The sequence below is a fragment of the Microcoleus sp. CAWBG58 genome, from assembly GCF_020883045.1.
Lineage (GTDB): Bacteria > Cyanobacteriota > Cyanobacteriia > Cyanobacteriales > Microcoleaceae > Microcoleus.
In genome coordinates this window covers 1-19,273 of sequence record NZ_JAHRFA010000109.1, presented here as the reverse complement: position 1 = coordinate 19,273, position 19,273 = coordinate 1, and the positions used below count along the sequence as shown (strand labels likewise).

Here is a 19,273-nt window from a genome sequence, read left to right as displayed (position 1 = left end):
CTTGCAATTGCGAGACTTCTTGCGATCGACTTTGAGTCGCATTTTCTAACTGATGCTCTAACTCGGATATTTGAGATTGCAGTTGCGTTTGATGCTGGTTGGCTGTCTCGATTTGAGCTTGCAATTGCGAGACTTCTTGCGATCGACTTTGAGTCGCATTTTCTAACTGATGCTCTAACTCGGATATTTGAGATTGCAGTTGCGTTTGATGCTGGTTGGCTGTCTCGATTTGAGCTTGCAATTGTGACAGTTGAGAATTGAGATATGAACGTTCTGTGTTTGCAGTTTCTAAATCTGATTGCAGTTGCGATCGCTCTTGATTTAAATTTTCTAACTGCTGTTCTAATTCGGGTACTGGAGATTGCAGTTGAGCTTGGCTCTGATTTGCTATCTCCAAGAGATTTTGCACTTCCGAGAATTGAGAGTAAATGTGCGATCGCTCTTGGTTAGCCGTTTCTAGTTCAACCTGCAATTCTGACAACCGAGACAGTAACTGTTCTCGCTCTCGAACGAGCGTTTCCGATTGAATTTGCAGCTCAGATAACTGAGAGTTTAACAGCATTTTATCCTGATTCGCTGCTTCTAACTGTGTTTCCAGCTCTAATGTTTCAGGTTGCGGTTGATTTGCTTGTTGGCGGGCGACTTGCAATTGAGAGTCAAGCATTTCTCGTTCTTGCTCTGCACTCTCTAGTTGAGCTTGCAAGCCCAAAAATTGAGACTGAAGTTGCTCCCGCTCTTGAATTGAGCGATCGAACTTAATTTGAATTTCTGACAACTGGTATTGTACCTGCAATCTGCCTTGGCTAGCAGTTTCCAACTGACTTTCAACTTCCGAAAGCAGAGCGTTAAATTGAGAACGTTCTGCATTAACCGCCTCTAACTCTGCTTGCATTTCCCGGATTTGAGCGTTAAGTTGCGATCGCTCGTGCTGAGCCAATTCTAACTGATATTGAAGTTCTGCCACTTCTGCTAACTGGGACTCAGCTTGTTGAGCATTTTCTAGCTGAAACTGCAAATCAGCAATCAGAGCATTAACTTGCGATCGCTCCTCAGCAATTCCTGCCAAAAATTCTTCCAATTCCGACACTTGATTGTTTAAAACATCTTGCTCGCGAGTCACAATTTCCAAGCGACTTTGCAGCTCAGACATTTCTGAATTTAGCTGAGTTTCATCCTGCATTTTTTGCCGCAATTCCGAAGTTCTAGCATCCAACTGCGACGCTAACTTCGATATTGCCTCCTGCGAACCCTGCATCCGCACCAAATTGCGTGAATTTCGCTTATTCAAAATTAGCCAGCAGACCAATGCCCCGCCTGCAAATCCTATCAATAAAAGTAATGCTTCCATTTGTTTATTTAATTGATATAACTTGAGTTATTTTGCTGTTTCCAAAAGGGACGATCAAAAAACACTATCTTGTTCAAGGATATCACAAATTTAGTGCCTGTGTTTAACTGGCAAAAGAATTTATATTTATTTACATTTTTTGACGTTGTTAAATGTTAATATTAATGCGCGATGCAGTTGTGTAGAGCGCATTAATTGGGATTTTTGGGCAGCGAATTAATACAATTTTGGAAAATTAATGTAACAATATTTGGTAGGGTGTCTCGCCATGTATGGTTCCCAACAACAACAGAACATCAAACTATAGCAGTCTTTGCAGGAGTCGTAAAGTTTTTTACCCCACCCCAACCCTCCCCTTATTAAGGGGAGGGAGTAAGAAATGCACAAATGATTTAGGATTGCTATAGCGACGCAAAGCGCGACAATAGTTGACTAAACAAACTCAACTAAGAGTGTTGTAACAAGGATTTTTTCAATTGGTACAAGTAGAAGTTTGGCATAAATATTTGATTGACAGGTCAATTATAGATTAAAAGTTTATCTAACAAAAATAAAATAGAGATGATTTTAAGTAGAGCGAGCGAATTAGTGCAATCTTGTTTAATGACTGAAATTCAACCACTCTACTTATGATGTGTCCGCAAACTATTTTGGATAATTAACCAAAGCTTAGGGTAAAGGTTTAACAGAAAGCCTTGTCAAAGCTTCCTTCAGCGCCGGCGGCAATTGGCGGATAATCTTGCCCTTGTCCCGATCGACACCAACCAAAGTTACCTGTGCTGTCACGTATAATTCTTGAGCGTCGGGCGATCGAATTTCGTAATCCCAAACCAGCCGCACGCCTTCGGTAGCAACCATCCGGGTTCTGACTGCTACAGATTGACCCATTTGTACAGAGCGGTGGTAGCGCAGTGAAAGCTCAACCACCGGCAATTCGACACCCTGCGCCACCCACTCTGCATACTCGATACCGAGAGAGCGCAAACTTTCCACCCTAGCTTCCTCCATCCAAGTCAGATAAGTCCCGTGCCAAACCGCGCCGCTGTAGTCAGTGTGGTGGGGATAGACTCGCACCAAATATTCAAACCAGCCCTCGGAGTCCATCATTCCAGGCCGATTTTGAATAGCACCACCCGCTGCGAGTTCTGGTTGAGTTCGATCGTTCTCTAACACGTTACAAATTGTTCCAAAACGCTACATTTCTACAAATAATAAAGCAATCTTCAGGCCTATGCTAAACATTAAGCGACTAGAGTAACAATGCCCTAGTGAGAGCGCCCCACAACAAAACTCAACTGTTTTCACGCCAAAAACTATGATAGAAAAAATTTTAGTAGCTGTCGCCGGTCGCGGCTTGTGCGAAGAGATGTTTAATATGTTGATGGACATCCCTTCCTTGCAACAAAGCTCTGTCACCGTCTTGCACGTCGTGCCGCAGCAAGTAACTTCCGATGGCATGGCCGAGAAGTTGGAAGAAGGAGGTAAAATTTTAGCACAAGCAGTGCAGTCTTTGAAAATAGATCCCAGCAAAGTCAATCCGCGGCTGAAACAGGGAGACCCGAAAACCACAGTTTGCCAAGTCGCAGAAGAAGAACAATCCGACTTAGTAATTATGGGTTCGCGGGGATTCGGACGGCTGCAATCGATTTTGGAAAACTCAGTCAGCCAGTATGTTTTCCAGCTAACATCGAGACCGATGTTGTTAGTAAAAGACGACATCTACGTCAAAAAAATCAAGCGCGTCATGGTAGCGCTCGACAACTCAGAATCTGCCAAACAGTCATTGCAGCTTGCGCTATCTTTGGTCAAAGAAGTGAGTGGCGGGCAGATAGTTTTAGTACACGTCACCAAAGATTTGACAGGAAAATACACCGAAGATGTAACAGGAAATGCTGAAAAAGATCCCGTATTGGCTCCGGGAGTAGCACTGGCGAAACAAATGGGAGTTGGCTACCGCTGCGTGAGTGCTACAGGTAAGCCCGGTGAAGCAATTTGTCAGATTGCAGACGAGGTGAATGCGGACTTGTTGGTGATTGGTTCCCCGGATCGGCGGCCAAACGTTGCTAAAAATTTCCTGGATCTCGATCGACTCCTAGGAAATTCGCTATCAGACTACGTGCGAGTCTACGCCAACTGTCCCGTCTTGCTCGCTCGGACGATCGTCAGCTAAACTCTCAACACTAACTGTTAACAAAAAAAAGCGCCCCAGTAAAAAACTGTTGGCGCTTTTTTTGCAACTAGCTTTCGCCAGAAATAAATAGCAGCAGTCGCTATTGTTTTCCGCCTTCACGGCTAGCGGTTTGAATGTACAGAATGATTAGAAAAACACTGGGAACCAATACAAACAGAATGGTTGCCACAAACCCTAAATCGTTAACTTCCATGAAGACCCCCGCCTGTATCGGAAAATATGAAAATACACACAACTAGGATACCACTCAAAGGCAAAAGGGAAACTGGAATGGAGCAGAAGGTAGCACCAGACAGTTGAATAGGTAAAAAATCCACATTCAAAATCCAAGAATTTTTATTTCCTAATGCCCCATGCCCTGTTTGGCCGATGCCCTGTTTGCCCCATGCCCCATGCCCCATCCCCCATCCCTCCGCTTCACTTCGCCCACCGGCAGTTAAGGCTTAGTCTTGACGCTCACCGGGCCGTTAACCATGGTTTGACAAGCCAACCGATAGTTTTCGGGCTTTTTCTTGAGCTTGCGGTTCTCAAAGTCAGTGCGGGGCGACAGATTTTCACTACCCTCGACAATTTCCACAATGCAGGTACCGCATTGACCGATGCCCCCGCAATTCATCATCTTTCCCGAAAACGTGTATAAGTCGATGCGGTTTTCCAGAGCTTTGAATCTCAAATTGGCTCCGTCTGCTGCGATGACTTCCTGATTTTCCTTCACAAACTTGATATTGGCCATTGCCGATCCTTTAACGCAGTTGACATAGAACTCTATTACAAAATATTAAGTGGAGTGTCGGATATTTAACAAATGTCTAATTGTCTTTTGTAGCTATCCCGACAAGGAATCGCCCCAATCCAAGTGAACCCAACCCATTTTAGATTTTAGAATTGGGAATGAGTGATGAGTGGGATTGACTGATGCAGATCGTGGCTTGGAGTTGAGGTACAGTCGGCTTTTTTACCAGAAAGAATTGGTTTAAAGCCGGAACCCTCGTCGGGAGAAATTAAAATCAGACTATTTATTCCCCAAATCTTCCTACTTCAACGTCGAAGTCGAGGTCGTTGTCAACCTGTCAACTGTCAGCCTGTTTGCTGTCAACTGTCAACTGTCAACTGTCAACTGTCAACTGTCAATTGATTTATGCTGTCAACTATCAACTGTCAACGAAGAGGGCAGGCACGGGGACACTGCCCCTACAACTGTCAACTGTCAACTGTCAACTGTCAACTGATTGACGCTGTCAACTGTCAACTGGTATTAAGGAGCATCCGAGAGGTTATTAGTAGGAAGATTGGTCACAGCGCGCTGGAGAGACGAAAGCCCCAGGTTGTAGTTGACAATTGCCGACAATCGGTTTCTCTCAGCCCGAGTCAAATCTGTTTCCGCCTGAATTACATCAGTCTGAGTGCCTACGCCAGCTTGAAAGCGGAGTCTGGCCAGACGCAAAGCTTCCCTCGACTGCAAAACTCCAGCTTCAGAAGTTTCGATATTCTCAAAACTCGACTCCAAACCAAAATAAGCTTGTTCAACTTCTCGGCGTACCTGGTTGCGGATTTGGTCGAATCGACTTTCGGCGATCGAGATATCGGCATCCCGCTGTTTTATCCTCGCCCTCACCGCGCCCCCGTCAAAGAAATTCCAAGTCAGATTGGCTTGCACCGCATACCCGCTCGCCCAGCCGCGAGTTGCAAAGGGTCTGGTATCGTCAGTAGTTAGCCCTTGAAAGTTGTAGGAACCAGTGACATTAACTTGAGGTAGCCCCCCCGCCCGAATCGATCGCCTCTGTTGCTGGCTGATATTCCTCTGTACTAACTGCTGTTCCAACTCAGGGCGATTCTTAAAAGCCTGCACGATACTCTCTTCCAAAGACAGCCTCCAGGAGCCAGCTTGCTCCACCGGATCGGCCGCCGTCAAGTTCGCCGACTGACTGATATTTAAAATCTCAGCCAGCCGCCGCTGGGCCACCCGCTGATCGCGACGGGCTACGGACAGTTGCTGCACTTCGTTGGCCACATTTGACTGAGCCTGCAACACAGCAAAGCGGGTTCCTACCCCGGCCCGTTCCAAAGCTTCGGCATCCCGCAAACTTTGCTGGGCATTTCTCACCGAAGCTTGGCGGATAGCAACTTGTCCGTCGGAGTTTTGCAGGTTGTAGTAAGCCTCAGAAGTGTCGAAGCGGAGTTCCTCGGCTTGGCGTTCCAAATCGAGTTCCCGAAAGCGCAACTGTTCCCTAGCCGCGCGGATATTAGCGGTGCGGCGACCGAAAATGTCCAGATCGTAGCTCAACTGCAAAGTGTTGTTGAGACCGATGCTGCCGAAATTTTGAAATTCGGGAGAATTTGTGGGGAGTTGGCGGCTGGCGGGTAAATTGTCATTTTGGCGGAGTCGAGTCTGCACGCCAATCTGTCCGCTGGCGCTGACTTGACGGCTGGCGTTCATTTGAAAAGTCAGATCGGGAAATAAAGCAGCTTGTTGTTCGCGTACAACCGATCGAGTTTGTTCGACTTGTTTCTGAGCGATTTGCAAAATTTGGCTGTTGCGGCGGGCCAGATCGATCGCCTGCTGCAAAGTAATTGACTGAGTTTGCTCGATTCTGACATCCTCGGGCTTTGTCGGAAACTGTAGCGGATTCGGGTTCGGTTCTAGGTTCGTCGGGGGCTTGGTGTCTAAAATGCCCTTGGGGGTGAGAGGCGGGAAAGTTTCATTCGGAGTGCCGCGGGGAACTGGTGCTGGCAAATTCGGCACCGGAACATTGTTGGGGCTGCTCGGGACAGGTTTCTGCCGATTGTTTGCCCGTGCTGGTGTGGGAGACTGGGCCAAATATTCCTGCTGCTGGGTTGATGGGGCAGCCGGAGCAGCCTGTTGGGCTTTTGATGCTTGCTCTGACTCGATGGGGGGAGTTGCTGCGATCGACTGTTCCCCAGGTTTTTGAGATTCGGATGTTGGTGGGTTTTGGGCGATCGACTGTTGTGGATCTTCTGATGTTGGTTCTGAGGCTGTGTTGGAGGTCGATCGAATATTCTGTGCTAATTCGATCGGATTGCTAAGGGGGGAACCGTCCTGAGATTGAGCCGGAGACTGTGCTGAAGCACTCTGTCCGGCGTTGCTGAAAGTAATTGCAGCGCCCACTCCGACCACCACGATTTGACGAAAAACACGCATAATTTTTTAATTACTTTGCAATTCTAGAGACAATTTTAGAGCAAGATTGAGGTCTCAAGTTTCTAGTTTGGTTCCTGAACCCGACAGTTAGCAAGTCACAATTACCGTACTCCTGTTGCTGGTGAAGGCTTGATTCAAAATTTACAATTGAACTTCAGCAGTTGCCAGACCGATCGCCCCCGAGATTAGTTCCTCTACTCCACTTACCGGCAAAATCCGGGTTTTCAGGGACTTTTCGAGCTGTTCTACAGTCATGTCGTCAAGAAAACGAGGTGAGTCCTGTTTTAGCATGACCGAGGGCAGGAGGATGCCATCTCCCAAGTCTTTTCCCTGCAAAGCTTCGAGTAAATCTTGCCCGGTGAGCAAACCCGTAACAGTGATAGTTTGTCCCCAGTAGCGGCTGGAAAGTGCCACCATGTTGACGGACAAGCCGGGAATTTGGTTTAGTTGTTGTGCGATCGGGCGAAAAGCCTGTTCAACAGCATTTCCAACCACCCAAACCAACCGGCGCGGCCCAATCGCCGGCAACGGTTGCAGCTTAGCAAAAGCCGTTTCAAACTGCCCAATAAACTGCCGGATCGAACCCACACCATTACCAATTTGGGGATAATCTTCATAATCCACCGCCGACGGCAAATCCAAACCCGCGATTAAAAACCACTCATCAGCCAGCCAAATACAGCGCGATTTTGAATTTCCCTTTTTCCCAGAAGATTTGAAATCTTCTAACTCTTCTAACTCTTCTCCCCCCCTTAGCAAGGGGGGGCTGGGGGGGGTGAATTTTGAGCTTTTTTTATTCGCCTTTACATCTTCTAACTCTTCTCCCCCCCTTAGCAAGGGGGGGCTGGGGGGGGTGAATTTTGAATTCTTTTTCTTAGCCTTGCCGCCGCCTTTCCCCTGACTCAAAACAGCTTGAATTTTCTGCACTTGCGCGATAACTTCCCGCGCTTTTTCGGCAGTTACAGCAATCAATTCATCTTCCGCAGGACGAAAGCGAGTCAAACCCACCGGCACCACAGCCACCGAAGCTACAGCCGGGATATTGCCAGTATGAAACTTTGCCAAATCCAACAAAGTGCGTTCCAAATGTTCGCCATCATTAATCCCCGGACAAACCACAACTTGAGCGTGAATTTGCAAGCGGCGCTCTTGAAACCATTTAATTTGTTCTAAAATCTTCCCAGCCCGAAAATTTTTCAACAAGCGAATTCGCACATCCGGTTCCGTAGCGTGCACCGAAACATAAAGAGGAGAAAGCCGCATTTGTTCGATGCGGTTCCATTCTTTTTCCGTCAGATTGGTAAGAGTTAGATAGCTGCCATAAAGAAAGCTGAGGCGGTAGTCATCATCCTTGAGATAGAGAGTTTCGCGCTTTCCCGGAGGCTGCTGGTCGATAAAGCAAAAAGGGCAGCGGTTGTTGCACTGAATTAGTCCGTCGAATAAGGCAGTTTCAAATTCCACACCCAAGTCTTCGTCATAGTCTTTTTCTATTTCCAACTTATGAGTTTTGCCCTTAGCATCTAAAACTTCTAGTTCCAGAAACTCATCGGCACACAGGAATTGATAGTCGATCAAGTCGCGGGGTTTTTCGCCGTTGATCGCGACGATGGAGTCTCCGGCATCAAATCCGATTTCGGCAGCGATACTGTCGGGGATAACTTTAGTAATTCGGGCTGGTCTGGTGGAGGAGTCGCTCATACGATCGCGCTAGCGTTTTCAAGTTTGATAAATTGCTGTTCAAAAAAAGATTTTTATTTTAAATTCAGCCTACAACGCTATCACAATTTATATTATTTGTCAAGCGCGCTGGGTCGGGAGAAACAGTTGACAGTTGACCTGTGACAGTTGACAGTTTGAGAGTGACATCTACGCTGACTTGCAGCTTCAATCCCCGGAATGAGTAGCGAAAAAGCGGTTGTCATGCTGGCGGCAACCGCCGCCAAAACCTAATATAATTGCGATCGGGCGATCGCTAATTTTCCGCAAAAATAGCACGGGCAATGCTCCAACAAAGGTGGCACCGCCCGCAATCAAACTCACACTCAGCCCAATTGTGGAAATTTCCATCGTCTAATCCCACCGTTATCAATACGCAACTTTTTGCGATCGCTCAATTCATGAATTATGCCTCAAACTAAAATCTACGGACATACGGAATTCATCCAGCAACACCGGCAAACGATATCAGACAGCATTCATGCTTGTACGATCGAAGCCTTATCTTACCCAGCAGACAAGCGATTTCAACGGTTCATCTCGCTGGCCCAAGAGGATTTTGTTTATCCGGGCGATCGAACTAACCAATATCTGGTGATAGAAATTAGTTTATTTGAAGGGCGAACTGTTGAAGCCAAGAAAAACCTGATGCGCCTGATTTACCAAAAGCTGAATGCTGCATTAAATATCGCACCTAACGATATTGAAATTATTTTATATGAAGTGCCACCACACAATTGGGGCGTCAGGGGAGTTCCTGGAGATGAATTGAATTTAAACTACAAAATACAGGTTTAAATACCTGCCGTTCGGCGATATTTTATTTCAAACTATAGCCGCAAAGTTTTGATCCTTATCACCAGTTTGTAGTGTGGACTTTAGTCCGCAAAATAGGCAGTTTGTAGTGTGGACTTTAGTCCGCAAATACAGTTTGTAGTGTGGACTTTAGTCCGCACAATACGCAGAACCGAGATGGTTTATAGTGTGAACTTTAGTCTCCAAAAACCTGCGGACTCAAGTCCGCACTACGAACCTGCGGACTCAAGTCCGCACTACGAACCTGCGGACTCAAGTCCGCACTACGAACTTGTGGCCCAGCATCGAACACAGTAATTTGTTAGACTTTATATTTTTTTGAGAGTCACGGTACCGCTGTCTACAATCTGAATTGTTAGCTCGTAGCCATCCATCAATGACATACCAATAAGTGGATCTGAATCAGCTTCATCAATTGGTATAGTTACTGGCAGACCATCCCAGAGAATAGTTGCTTCATAGATATCAAATATACTCTCACTGCCGTCAGCTAGTATTGCCCGTCCTCGTCTCTGCCAAGGCAATCCTAAAATAACAACCAAATCTGGTGGTAGAGATAGCCAGCCATTAAAACCCGTATCTACAACAGCATCTCGCTCGTATAGTTCACCGTTATTGCTGTAGATGGATATGCGAAGAATTGGTTCATAATCGCCGTTAACTACTCCTGCAATCATTTTGCTTTTTGGATGCGACCGGCACCAAAACGACGGACATAGCTTGAACCCACGCGCACGATCCATATCTGGGCAGTGGGGTACTTTGTTCGGAGTCGGCTACAGGCAACTATCTCGTTGCTATCGATCTCCCATGCAGATGTCTCAATATCGATCGCCACAATTTTACCTTTGTTACTCGGCTCAACTTGCGATCGCACTACGCGATCGTATATCTCATCGCCAAGTCGTGCAAACTCTTGCTTGCTATAACGGGGTTTCAGAATAGTCATCGCAGTTCTCTGTCGTTGTCAACCTAATTATACACTTTTAACTTTCAGACGATGTTTACATTTACCAAATCAACTGAATTAGCTTTAATATAATGCTTGATGTTGGGCAACATAAAGCATTATATTTTTTCCATACACTGCCCTGCAATCTGCACGTGAAAAGTTATTCCAGATCGCCTAGGCTGCCATCCGAGTTGCATCGCTTGCCGTATCCATTGGGTTACATCGGAGGGTGTTACTGGTTTCACTTCTTGTTTGCTTACCAAACCTTGAGGATGGGGTTTATCGGTGATAATAACTAAAACGGAACCTAGTTTTGTGGCACGCTCGACTGCAACATGAAGATTTCCGCCATGAAAGCATTCTTGTGTATAAGTAGGTTTTCTTCGGATGAGCCAGATGAAAGGTTCCCCATCAACAATGATTTTTCTTGTTCCTTTTTTCGGTATTGACATAGTTTGCTTCAATTGGGATATTTCTGCATTTTCACTAAGCATTGAGAAACCGGGTTTCTGACGAAAAATATAGGTTTTGTTGCAGGAATTTTCCCAGAAACCCGGTTTTTGACCTCTCGTGCGTAAGTCTTATGTGCTTTCTAACTATTCTCGAACTGATGAAAAAGCGGTAATGTTTGTCCGGTCATTGCTTGCTGCTCAATGTCGTACTGCTTGGCATGGGCATATCATATCATGTCCGATCGATTACCAGCGATCGAGACGGTTTGTAGTGTGGACTTTAGTCCGCAAAAACTTGCCGGTTTGTAGTGTGGACTTTAGTCCGCAAAAACTTGCCGGTTTGTAGTGTGGACTTTAGTCCGCAAAAACTTGCCGGTTTGTAGTGTGGACTTTAGTCCGCAAAAACCTGCCGGTTTGTAGTGTGGACTTTAGTCCGCAAAAACCTGCCGGTTTGTAGTGTGAACTTCAGTCCAAAAAAACCTGCGGACTAAAGTCCGCACTACGAACTTGAAAAAACCTGCGGACTAAAGTCCGCACTACGAACTTGATGATGTCCGCAAAATACGGAGAACCGAGACGGTTTGTAGTGTGAACTTCAGTCCAAAAAAACCTGCGGACTAAAGTCCGCACTACGAACTTGGCACTACGAAATTGATAATGGTTATTTTAATTTCCCACGATCGCATACCACAAACTCACCATCAGGCACAAACTTGCTAAATGCTGAGGAATCAAAGATTTAAGCGATCGCTTGGCAATTTTTTGAGTTACAAATATCGTCACCAACAGCGATACAATTAAAGTTAGACCCTGCAAAAAACTAATCACCGCCGGATCTACCACAAAACTCGGCAAATCATCTCTAATTTGTCCGAAAGTCGCAAAAGCTACGGGAATCACTCGCCCGCCTTCCTGCAAACCCAATCGCCAATAGTGAGCCAAACTACCGCCCCAAACTAGAGGTAGATATCCGTAGGCGAGACAGACAAATGAAAGCGGTTTAGTAATTTTAAATGGGATAGTTTCTGCTTTTCCCAATCGGTAAATTGCTTGCATGACTGCATAGGCAACTAACGGAATAATCGGCGGGATAATTAACACCGCGATCGACAGTCCTAAATGTGGTAAAAATTGTTCTAAATTGATGCCCAGCCCCAACAAACTATTTATCTCTGGCAACCGGTGGATATAAATTCCGCCTAATAAGAGAAATAATAGGGCAACTTCATAACTGTGGGGAACGTGAGTAGTCCATAATTCAATGCCGGGAGGGCGCAGATTTAATTCTACCGATCGATGGGGACAAGCTTTTAAGCAAGTCATGCACAACACGCAATCTTTATTATCGGTTAATTGCGCGGGATGGGAATAAACCGGACATCCATTTGTAGTTAATCCTTCCCCAAAACCTTTGCCTCCTTTGTAGCAATGGTAGGTGCTGCATTCCGCCGCGCAGGTTCCCTGTTGGGCGCGCAGTTCGATAATTGAGAGTTTAGCAAATAATCCATTCATGCCGCCGATCGGGCATAAATAACGACACCAAAACCGCCGCTCGAATATCAGCGAAAAAATTACCGCGCCCGCCGTAATTAGCAATAACAAACAACTGGATAAATAGGCGGTATTTTCTAAATTCCACAACTCTTCCCACAGAAATATTAAAGTAAATAATCCGAAGAGAAACCAGCCACCCCATTTTTCAGCTAATTGACGCGGCCATTTATTGAGAGTTCGCGGGAAAATTTTAAGCGATAGTTTTTGGACGATTTCTCCATAAATCATAAAAGGGCAAAAAGCACACCACAATCGCCCGATGATGGGGAATAATAATAAAATTAACGGCCACCACCAAGCCCAAAAGATATTTAGGGCAAAATTATGCTGTCGATCTTGGGGAGCAACAAACAGGATAATTACCACCAATGCAAATACCCAAGTGGTAAACCAATAATTCACGCGATCGGGATACCAATCGCTCCGTAAAAATTGCCGAAATTTGGGATATATCTTGAATAAATTGAGTCTAAATTTTTGTTGCTTTGCCGCCTGCGCCCAAAAGACTTCTTCGGTTAATACCTGACTCCCCTGTGCTTGAACTAAAGCGCGATCGACCATTCCCTGCAATTCCTGCAAGTTTCCCGGAAAATCGTAGGCTTGCAAGCGGCGAATTGCTTCCGGCGTGATTTGGGGCTTGACTAATTTCTTTTGGCGACAAAAGATGTTGAGATAATAGTTGACTTGTGCTTCTAAATCTTCTTTACGCACCCGCAGTGACGGTACTTTAATCTTGTGTTGCGTCAGCTTATCTAGCTGGGGTTGGACGATTTCTGAGATTAAAATTATTCGAGCATTGCTAGAACGCGGTTGCGGTGGTATTTGTCCTTCTTTGACAACTGGTGTATAGGTTCCTTGGGTTAATAGTTGCTGAATCTGCGGACATAATTGAGCGGGTAATTCTTGAACGTCATTTAAAATTAACGTCCCTTCTCCCAACCATTCTAACAGCCCAGGTTTACCGCCCAAACGCCCGAATAATTCGGCTCCATTGCTCTGAAGCAAGGCACTTTTGATCTGAATAATTGGCTCGCTGCGACGACTTGAACCGAAATGAATTAAAGCAGCTAAGTTATCCTTTTGTAAACCAGGTTCGCCAGAGATTAACACCGATCGCTCGTCACTCGATGCAGCCCGAATTTGTTGCCGCAATTTTACCGCATAACGGCTATTCCCAATTACTCCCCGTTTCGCCTGCGGTACTAGATAGCTGCGAAGGGCATTTTGACGCTCTCTTTCATAGGCGATTTCTGCTTCTAGCTGCTCTAATTTCGCGGCTAAGCGTTGAGCGTAGGCTTCGGTGATGCGTGGATATCTTTCTAGCAAACTGCGCCAGCGATCGGCACTAATGACCCAAAATTTACACTCTGTCCGAGTAATAATTCTACTATCTGCCGGTTGCGATCGCTGGAGTGCCGATAAATTGACGATCGCCCCCGGTAACAAACTACTCCCCCACATTAAACCCGGTTGTTTGCGGCGGTAGCGATCGGCTTGTCCTGTTTGTAGGATGTAGAGATTGGTGACTGGTGTATCTTCGATTACCACTCGAAATCCCGGGGGAAAAGTTGAGATTTCCATTTCCAGCGCGATCGCCTGTAAAATATCCCGGGATAATATGCCTAATTCCGTGTTCTCTTCGAGCCAGTTAACTAATGTTTCGGTAGACATCGCTTAGCGCCGGCGAAAGCCGAATCGTGGTAGTTGGTGTAGGATATATCATTGTGCTACATCAATCAATATTAACTGCTGGAAACTAGCCTTTTGAGTTTTAGTGTGGTGTTAATTTTCTCTTTTCAGCATAGGCGATCGACACTCCCGGTTCTAATATATTTTTTCTGCACATCCTCGGGCAATCTGCACGTGAAAAGGTTTTTCCAGTCGCTGAGTCTGCTATCCTAAAACGATCTCGCAAACTCCACTTGCTTCAGCAATATTTTAATAATTCGCCAAGATTCCTCAGAATCATTTCGATCGCAAAAACGCGCCAAAGTCAAGCGTTGCAAGTTCGATCAAAGGCGTTCAACAGTTGACAAGACTTCTTGCAAAAGTCGGGAATAGGGAACAGGGAACGGGGAACAGCGAACAAGAATTTATGCAAACAACACCGCAAAAAGACTTTGGCAATCTTGTCTACAGCAGACAAGTGACAGTTGACAGTTTGAGAACGACCTCTACCCTGAAGTCCGAGGATGGGAGTAATGAATAGTCTGATTTTAATTTCTCCTTCAAAGACTTGGGGCTTTCAACTAATTCTTTCTGGTAAATCATCCACCGGTAAAGCTGTTGTTTGTAGTTATGTGTAAGTTATACTGAGGATTGCAGTCATTTACTGTAGAGCTTGAATAAATGCAGGGCAAATTTTTTCGCAAGCCAGAATCAGATAACAGCGATCGCGTCCCCCCAGGTCAATACCTCGCCAACGGCTTTCCCGTTCTGACTTACGGCGATACACCCTCCATCAGCATTGAGACTTGGGAATTTAAAGTCTGGGGATTGGCCAAACCAAAAACCTTCACTTGGTCAGACTTCCAGGCCATGCCCCAAAGTAACTTTACTGCGGATTTTCACTGCGTCACCCGCTGGTCAAAACTAGACGTGCAGTGGACGGGAGTCAAAGTCACGGATTTTATGAACAGCATAGAAGTCGATCCTAAAGCCCTGCACGTCCTGGAACACTGCTACGGCGGCTACACTACTAATATTGCGATCGCCGACTTCCTCCGAGAAGAAAACTTTTTCGCCCACACCGTTTTCGGCGAACCGCTATCCCCCGATCGCGGCGGCCCGATGCGGCTGGTAGTTCCGCACCTCTACGCCTGGAAAAGCGCGAAATGGATTAACGGCCTGGAGTTTACAGAAACCGAACAACTCGGTTTTTGGGAACGCAACGGCTACCACCGGAGGGGCGAACCTTGGGCTGAGGAACGCTACAGCGGTCTTTTTTGATGCGATCTGACGATCGATCGCGAATATGGCTTGCCAAGCGCATCTATATATGGTATTTTCTGATGGAAATCTGCTTTTTGGCAATTTTCAAAGCAGAAAGCCCCCTCTCGATCGCATTTTTGGGATCTGTCACGGTGCGGGTTCTCTGTAGTTCAACCACAAGACCTAAACCCAGCGATCGCACTTTGTCAGTAATTTACCCGAGCGATCGACTACTTTAATTCCCATACGCAAGTCCCAAACAACAAATATTCCTAGTTTCTGGATTAATAGAAAACTTTTATCGGGAAATTGGGTTTAAAACCCTGTCCTTTTAGGAGGGCTTTAATTTCTTAAATCCATTCCTAAAAATCCCAACCTTGTTTGTATTTGTACTATGGTAGAACAGTCAGGTTTAAACTCGCAATGCTAAGAGTGAAACAGTTAAGACACACTTTTCGGCATAAATTGTTGGACACAGAGCAGCGAAAACTCGCTATACAGCTAGAGAATCAATGCGTTCTCTTTACCAGAAAACAAATAATTTAGTTCATTTGTTAAGTAGGGTAGGGCATACCCAAACTCTAGGTTCATATCCTAGTACGCTTTTGGAGATATAGCGGTTATTAGAAAGATTCGCGGACGTTGTTGGGATGCGAGCCCTCTTAGTTTAATGGTTATGTAAGCTGTCAGTTATACCTCATCTTTTTGAGAAAGGCTATAGACCCTCTGGGGTGGTTGTGAGTTAAGCTCGTCAATTGGTACTTTTGTACGGTTGAAAGGTTTAAGAATTGCCGTAAGGACATAGCGCTTAAAGGTCAGTCGATGAATTAAGAATCCCCACGCCTGAAGGCCCGGGAGTGTCAAAACTGTTAGATTCCCACACAGTTACCCTGCCCAAAAACAGGTACCGTCCCACGTGCACGAGCGTCAGGGTAGAAGCCAAAATTTTCTACCCTAGCTCAAGCTCCCAGATGCAATCCTGCAACTAAATCTAAAATCTAAAATCTAAAATAGACTGACAGTGTTTGTACCTAAGTGTTTGCTGTTAAGGATTTAGAATTGCAATAAAATTTAAAATTAGGATAAACCCACCGAAATCTATGTTGCGGGTTAGCGCTCGCATGACCGCGATTGCAAGGTTTACAGCCCTAATTTTTATAATTTTTGGTGTGTATTTTTAGAGAGCGATCGCCCGTTTACAGATCGGCTCGACAGCATTTATAAAGATCTTGTAAAGGCTTCATAAAGAGTTGGTCAAAATTCACAGAAAGTGAGAAAAAAAACACGAACTATCACATAATGAAATTATTAATATCTTGCAACAACAAGGAATCAGGTCATGAATACCAAACTCTTATCTGCCCTAACAGCTACCGCAGCCGCCACCGCTTTATTAGGAGCAGGATCTCCAGCCCAAGCCTTCTCCTTTGGTACCAACGGTATCACCTTCGCCAAAAATACAGATGTCATGTTTAGCTTCAAAGAGTCTCACGGTGGCTACACTTCCTCTTTGGGAATTTACAGCGTGAAGGACTCGGTGACATCTCTAGTTAGCACGCTGTTTTCGGAAACTAAATCCTCTGACAATGGCGGCGAGAACGAATGGAAAGGATCTCTGGGCAATACAGTCTTGGGTTCGGGAACAGCAGTATTCACATTCCTAGCAAATCAAGTTTACACTTTGGGACTCAACAGCGGCGATGGCGGCACTGTCTACTCGACCTCGACCTTGAACGCTGGCACCCAACAAGCCGTGTTTGGCGGATCCTCCTTGTGGACAGCGCTCAGCAGAGAAACAACCAACACTTTCCAAGCTGCCGGAAGCTATACAAATGGAACAGCTTCTCTGTCTAACGGAGGCACCCTGATCTCCTTTGACGATCGCGGTAACGCTAACGACACAGACTTCCAAGACTTCACCGTCAGCGCAGAAGCAGTTCCCGAACCGATTACAATGACTGGTTTGGCTCTTGGTTTGGGTGGCTTGGTTGCAGCCCGCCGCCGCCGCGCTAGCAAGACAGTTTGATAATTTTTTGAAACGGAACGATCTGTTCAATTACGTTTGACAAAAAAAATAGGATGTGCAGGCGCGCTGGGAAATCGGCTCGCCTTTTGCTTGATTTAAGAAGTTAGTTGACAGTTGACAGTTGACAGTTGACAGTTGACAGTTGTCATACCAATTTCATAAAGTAGTACTACAGTTAATAGAAGTCAGTTTTATAATTGAGTACCCAAATAGAGGTCAGAAAAATGTCAGGAGTTTTCAAGCTCGATATTATGGAGACGGCTGCATAACTCAAAACTCTGCTGTGCCAAGAGAAAGATGCTGTACGGCATCAAAAAGTGCAAGTTCTTTATTGGCTTAAAACCAAGACAGCAGACAGTGTGTTGTCTGCTGCTGTGCGCGTAGGTAAACATCGTACCACCATACAAAGATGGTTATCTAGCTACCGTTCAGGAGGAATAGAAGAACTATTATGCCAGAAACCTCGTTCGGGACGACCCAGAATAATGACTCCAGAAACAGTAAAAAAATTATCGGAGGAATTGAGCCAAAATGAAGGATTCAGTAGCTACAAAGAAGCACATCAATGGTTGACACTATGCTGTGATGTAGAGGTAGCATATCGAACAGTACATCAATGGGTAAGATATCGTCTTAAAGGAAAGTTACGCATTTCCACGTCCGGTTAGCGAAAAGCAGAAACCAGGTGCAGTAGAAGAGTTTAAAAAAACTGCCATCCTCAATAAAAGCCAGTCTAAGTCAGAGTGAGAGCTTTTTAAAACAATGGAAAAAAGTGCGATATTGGAGTCAAGATGAAAGTCGGATGGGGTTGCATACGATTCAGAGAAGAAAGTTAACAGGTAAAGGAATAAAGCCCCAAGGAAAAGTGCAGTGGGACTTTACTTATTTGTGGCTGTATGGCTCCGTAGAACCGCTAACTGGATGCAGTTTTTTTTATGAGTTTACGCATTTAGATACAGTGTGTTTTCAGAAATTCTTAGAACTATTTGCTAGTGAGTACCCCGAGGATTTACATATAGTTCAACTAGATAATGGAGGATTCCATAACTCTTTAAATCTCAGCATACCAGAAAATGTTATTTTACTGTTTCAGCCCGCATACAGTCCGGAAGTAAACCCAATAGAAAGACTGTGGGGATATGTCAAAGAACAATTGAAATGGTTGAGATTCGATTGCATAGAAGAGTTGAGAGAAGCGGTGCAAAAAGAATTAACAAAGTTGACCTCCCAAGTGATTAATTCTTTGACGGGGTGGGAATTTATTTTAGATGCTCTATCTGTAGCAGGACTTTAGGAAATTGGTATCAGTAGTTATTAGTTATTAGTCATTCGTCATTAGTTATTAGTTATTAGTTAGGGCTTGCTGAATAAAAGTAGAAAGCTTACCAGATAAGGCAATACGGTTTACTTAAGGGTTGGGAGGCTTTAAAATATTGAAAACACGAGGATTCATTTTTATTCCAGTACCTCTGTGTTTAACTTTTTTGGATTTAAATTTTGAAACTGGTTTTTTGACAACTCTTGGGTTGTTTCTCTCAACTCTTTGTGGCAAAGTCGCATCAAGAATCTCCAAGTTCAACCAAGTTAAAAAAATGGGATTTCTTGTGCTTCTAAACGCTGAAATTTGGAACACGACGAATAACTCGTAATGTACCGGTGAAAGAAATACTTAATGGCGAAATTTCTGCACTCTGCGCTGTTTGACAAATGAATGATCGCACAGCTTTTCGGTCCTAATAATAGACCATAATTTTCTTGTACTACTTCTCTTGGTCTTTGAGAGCGAATATGAGTTTTTCGTTCTAGAAGATGTACTTTGAATTCATCAATTGTATTTTCGACTTCCCAACGTTGATGATATTCGGCAGCCAATAACTTTGCCGGAAATTTTTTAGGCCTAATAAACTTGTGATTAAACGATATTTAATTTCTGCTGTTGGGTCATTTAAGTTCTCAATTGTGTACTCAATTACTCTGATTTGGATTGGTTTAAATCCTTTTTTTCTGAATTTGCCTGGGGGATTAATAAAACTTAAGTAAGAGCCATCTTCTAGTTGTGTTTCATTGAGGAATTTAACATTTGATGGAATTCTTCCTAAATAGCCACAACCCTTGCTGAGCGTGGCT

The 19,273-nt window shown here is 44.9% G+C and carries 21 protein-coding genes and 1 pseudogene; 9 read left to right on the top strand and 13 right to left on the bottom strand.

Annotation, left to right across the window (positions count from 1 at the left end; genetic code table 11):
• Together QZ918_RS29880 and QZ918_RS29875 are read right to left on the bottom strand one after the other, a co-directional pair.
• Positions 1-1,348: hypothetical protein (locus tag QZ918_RS29880; protein WP_527250460.1), on the bottom strand; the 1,348-nt coding region annotated here is incomplete at its 3' end.
• A 669-nt stretch (positions 1,349-2,017) separates the two neighbouring features.
• On the bottom strand, positions 2,018-2,521 hold the full coding sequence (locus tag QZ918_RS29875) for an acyl-CoA thioesterase (protein WP_293341925.1): 504 nt from the start codon (positions 2,519-2,521) through the stop codon (positions 2,018-2,020).
• A gap of 142 nt (positions 2,522-2,663) precedes the next feature.
• Here QZ918_RS29875 and QZ918_RS29870 point away from each other — a divergent pair, with 142 nt between their 5' ends.
• Complete coding sequence (locus QZ918_RS29870) at positions 2,664-3,518, top strand: universal stress protein (protein WP_293341922.1); 855 nt, start codon at positions 2,664-2,666, stop codon at positions 3,516-3,518.
• 100 nt (positions 3,519-3,618) lie between these two features.
• Here QZ918_RS29870 and psbM read toward each other — a convergent pair whose 3' ends face one another.
• Positions 3,619-3,732: a photosystem II reaction center protein PsbM gene (gene psbM, locus QZ918_RS29865; RefSeq protein WP_293151564.1), complete on the bottom strand. Its 114-nt coding sequence runs from the start codon at positions 3,730-3,732 to the stop codon at positions 3,619-3,621.
• A 243-nt stretch (positions 3,733-3,975) separates the two neighbouring features.
• Positions 3,976-4,272, bottom strand: coding sequence for a 2Fe-2S iron-sulfur cluster-binding protein (locus QZ918_RS29860; protein WP_293151570.1), 297 nt, complete (start codon positions 4,270-4,272; stop codon positions 3,976-3,978).
• Positions 4,273-4,598: 326 nt separating this feature from the next.
• On the opposite strand from QZ918_RS29860, the gene QZ918_RS29855 reads away from it, so the two are divergent.
• On the top strand, positions 4,599-4,772 hold the full coding sequence (locus tag QZ918_RS29855) for a hypothetical protein (protein ID WP_293341919.1): 174 nt from the start codon (positions 4,599-4,601) through the stop codon (positions 4,770-4,772).
• 22 nt (positions 4,773-4,794) lie between these two features.
• On the opposite strand, the gene QZ918_RS29850 is transcribed toward QZ918_RS29855, so the two are convergent.
• From QZ918_RS29850 to QZ918_RS29835, 4 genes are all read right to left on the bottom strand, one after another.
• The gene (locus QZ918_RS29850; protein ID WP_293341916.1) at positions 4,795-6,699 is read right to left on the bottom strand and encodes a TolC family protein; all 1,905 of its coding nucleotides are present in this window, start codon (positions 6,697-6,699) and stop codon (positions 4,795-4,797) included.
• A 141-nt stretch (positions 6,700-6,840) separates the two neighbouring features.
• The gene (locus tag QZ918_RS29845; RefSeq protein ID WP_293341913.1) at positions 6,841-8,397 is read right to left on the bottom strand and encodes a DUF512 domain-containing protein; all 1,557 of its coding nucleotides are present in this window, start codon (positions 8,395-8,397) and stop codon (positions 6,841-6,843) included.
• Positions 8,398-8,461: 64 nt separating this feature from the next.
• Positions 8,462-8,587: a hypothetical protein gene (locus QZ918_RS29840; protein WP_293341910.1), complete on the bottom strand. Its 126-nt coding sequence runs from the start codon at positions 8,585-8,587 to the stop codon at positions 8,462-8,464.
• Entirely contained in the window at positions 8,584-8,766 is a 183-nt protein-coding gene (locus QZ918_RS29835) for a hypothetical protein (protein ID WP_293341907.1), read from the bottom strand. The genes QZ918_RS29840 and QZ918_RS29835 overlap by 4 nt, the downstream gene beginning before the upstream one ends.
• A 57-nt stretch (positions 8,767-8,823) precedes the next feature.
• Between QZ918_RS29835 and QZ918_RS29830 the strand changes: the two genes are divergently transcribed.
• Complete coding sequence (locus QZ918_RS29830) at positions 8,824-9,213, top strand: tautomerase family protein (protein WP_293341904.1); 390 nt, start codon at positions 8,824-8,826, stop codon at positions 9,211-9,213.
• Between the two features lie 326 nt (positions 9,214-9,539).
• Here the strand turns inward: QZ918_RS29830 and QZ918_RS29825 are convergent, their stop codons facing one another.
• The 3 genes from QZ918_RS29825 to QZ918_RS29815 all read right to left on the bottom strand — a co-directional run bounded on the left by QZ918_RS29825 (position 9,540) and on the right by QZ918_RS29815 (position 10,677).
• Positions 9,540-9,908: a clan AA aspartic protease gene (locus tag QZ918_RS29825; protein WP_293341902.1), complete on the bottom strand. Its 369-nt coding sequence runs from the start codon at positions 9,906-9,908 to the stop codon at positions 9,540-9,542.
• Positions 9,905-10,180, bottom strand: a complete 276-nt coding sequence (locus QZ918_RS29820; RefSeq protein WP_293341900.1) for a hypothetical protein — start codon at positions 10,178-10,180, stop codon at positions 9,905-9,907. Before QZ918_RS29820 ends, QZ918_RS29825 begins: the two co-directional genes overlap by 4 nt.
• A 119-nt stretch (positions 10,181-10,299) precedes the next feature.
• Complete coding sequence (locus QZ918_RS29815) at positions 10,300-10,677, bottom strand: hypothetical protein (RefSeq protein WP_293341897.1); 378 nt, start codon at positions 10,675-10,677, stop codon at positions 10,300-10,302.
• 130 nt (positions 10,678-10,807) lie between these two features.
• Between QZ918_RS29815 and QZ918_RS29810 the strand changes: the two genes are divergently transcribed.
• A complete protein-coding gene (locus QZ918_RS29810) occupies positions 10,808-10,981 on the top strand; it encodes a hypothetical protein (protein ID WP_293151591.1) in 174 nt (57 codons plus the stop codon).
• Between the two features lie 320 nt (positions 10,982-11,301).
• On the opposite strand, the gene QZ918_RS29805 is transcribed toward QZ918_RS29810, so the two are convergent.
• A complete protein-coding gene (locus tag QZ918_RS29805) occupies positions 11,302-13,860 on the bottom strand; it encodes an AAA-type ATPase lid domain-containing protein (RefSeq protein ID WP_293341894.1) in 2,559 nt (852 codons plus the stop codon).
• Between the two features lie 678 nt (positions 13,861-14,538).
• Here QZ918_RS29805 and QZ918_RS29800 point away from each other — a divergent pair.
• From QZ918_RS29800 to QZ918_RS29785, 5 genes are all read left to right on the top strand, one after another.
• Entirely contained in the window at positions 14,539-15,138 is a 600-nt protein-coding gene (locus QZ918_RS29800) for a sulfite oxidase-like oxidoreductase (protein WP_293341891.1), read from the top strand.
• On the top strand, positions 15,138-15,359 hold the full coding sequence (locus QZ918_RS29795; RefSeq protein ID WP_293341888.1) for a hypothetical protein: 222 nt from the start codon (positions 15,138-15,140) through the stop codon (positions 15,357-15,359). The genes QZ918_RS29800 and QZ918_RS29795 overlap by 1 nt, the downstream gene beginning before the upstream one ends.
• A 1,100-nt stretch (positions 15,360-16,459) precedes the next feature.
• Positions 16,460-17,146 (top strand): PEP-CTERM sorting domain-containing protein, encoded by a 687-nt coding sequence (locus QZ918_RS29790; protein ID WP_293341885.1) that lies wholly within the window; start codon positions 16,460-16,462, stop codon positions 17,144-17,146.
• A 317-nt stretch (positions 17,147-17,463) separates the two neighbouring features.
• Entirely contained in the window at positions 17,464-17,814 is a 351-nt protein-coding gene (locus QZ918_RS33185) for a helix-turn-helix domain-containing protein (protein WP_366665054.1), read from the top strand.
• A gap of 41 nt (positions 17,815-17,855) precedes the next feature.
• Entirely contained in the window at positions 17,856-18,440 is a 585-nt protein-coding gene (locus tag QZ918_RS29785) for an IS630 family transposase (RefSeq protein ID WP_367275468.1), read from the top strand.
• Positions 18,441-18,730: 290 nt separating this feature from the next.
• Here the strand turns inward: QZ918_RS29785 and QZ918_RS29780 are convergent.
• Positions 18,731-19,273 (bottom strand): annotated as a pseudogene (locus QZ918_RS29780) (transposase); the annotation flags it as partial.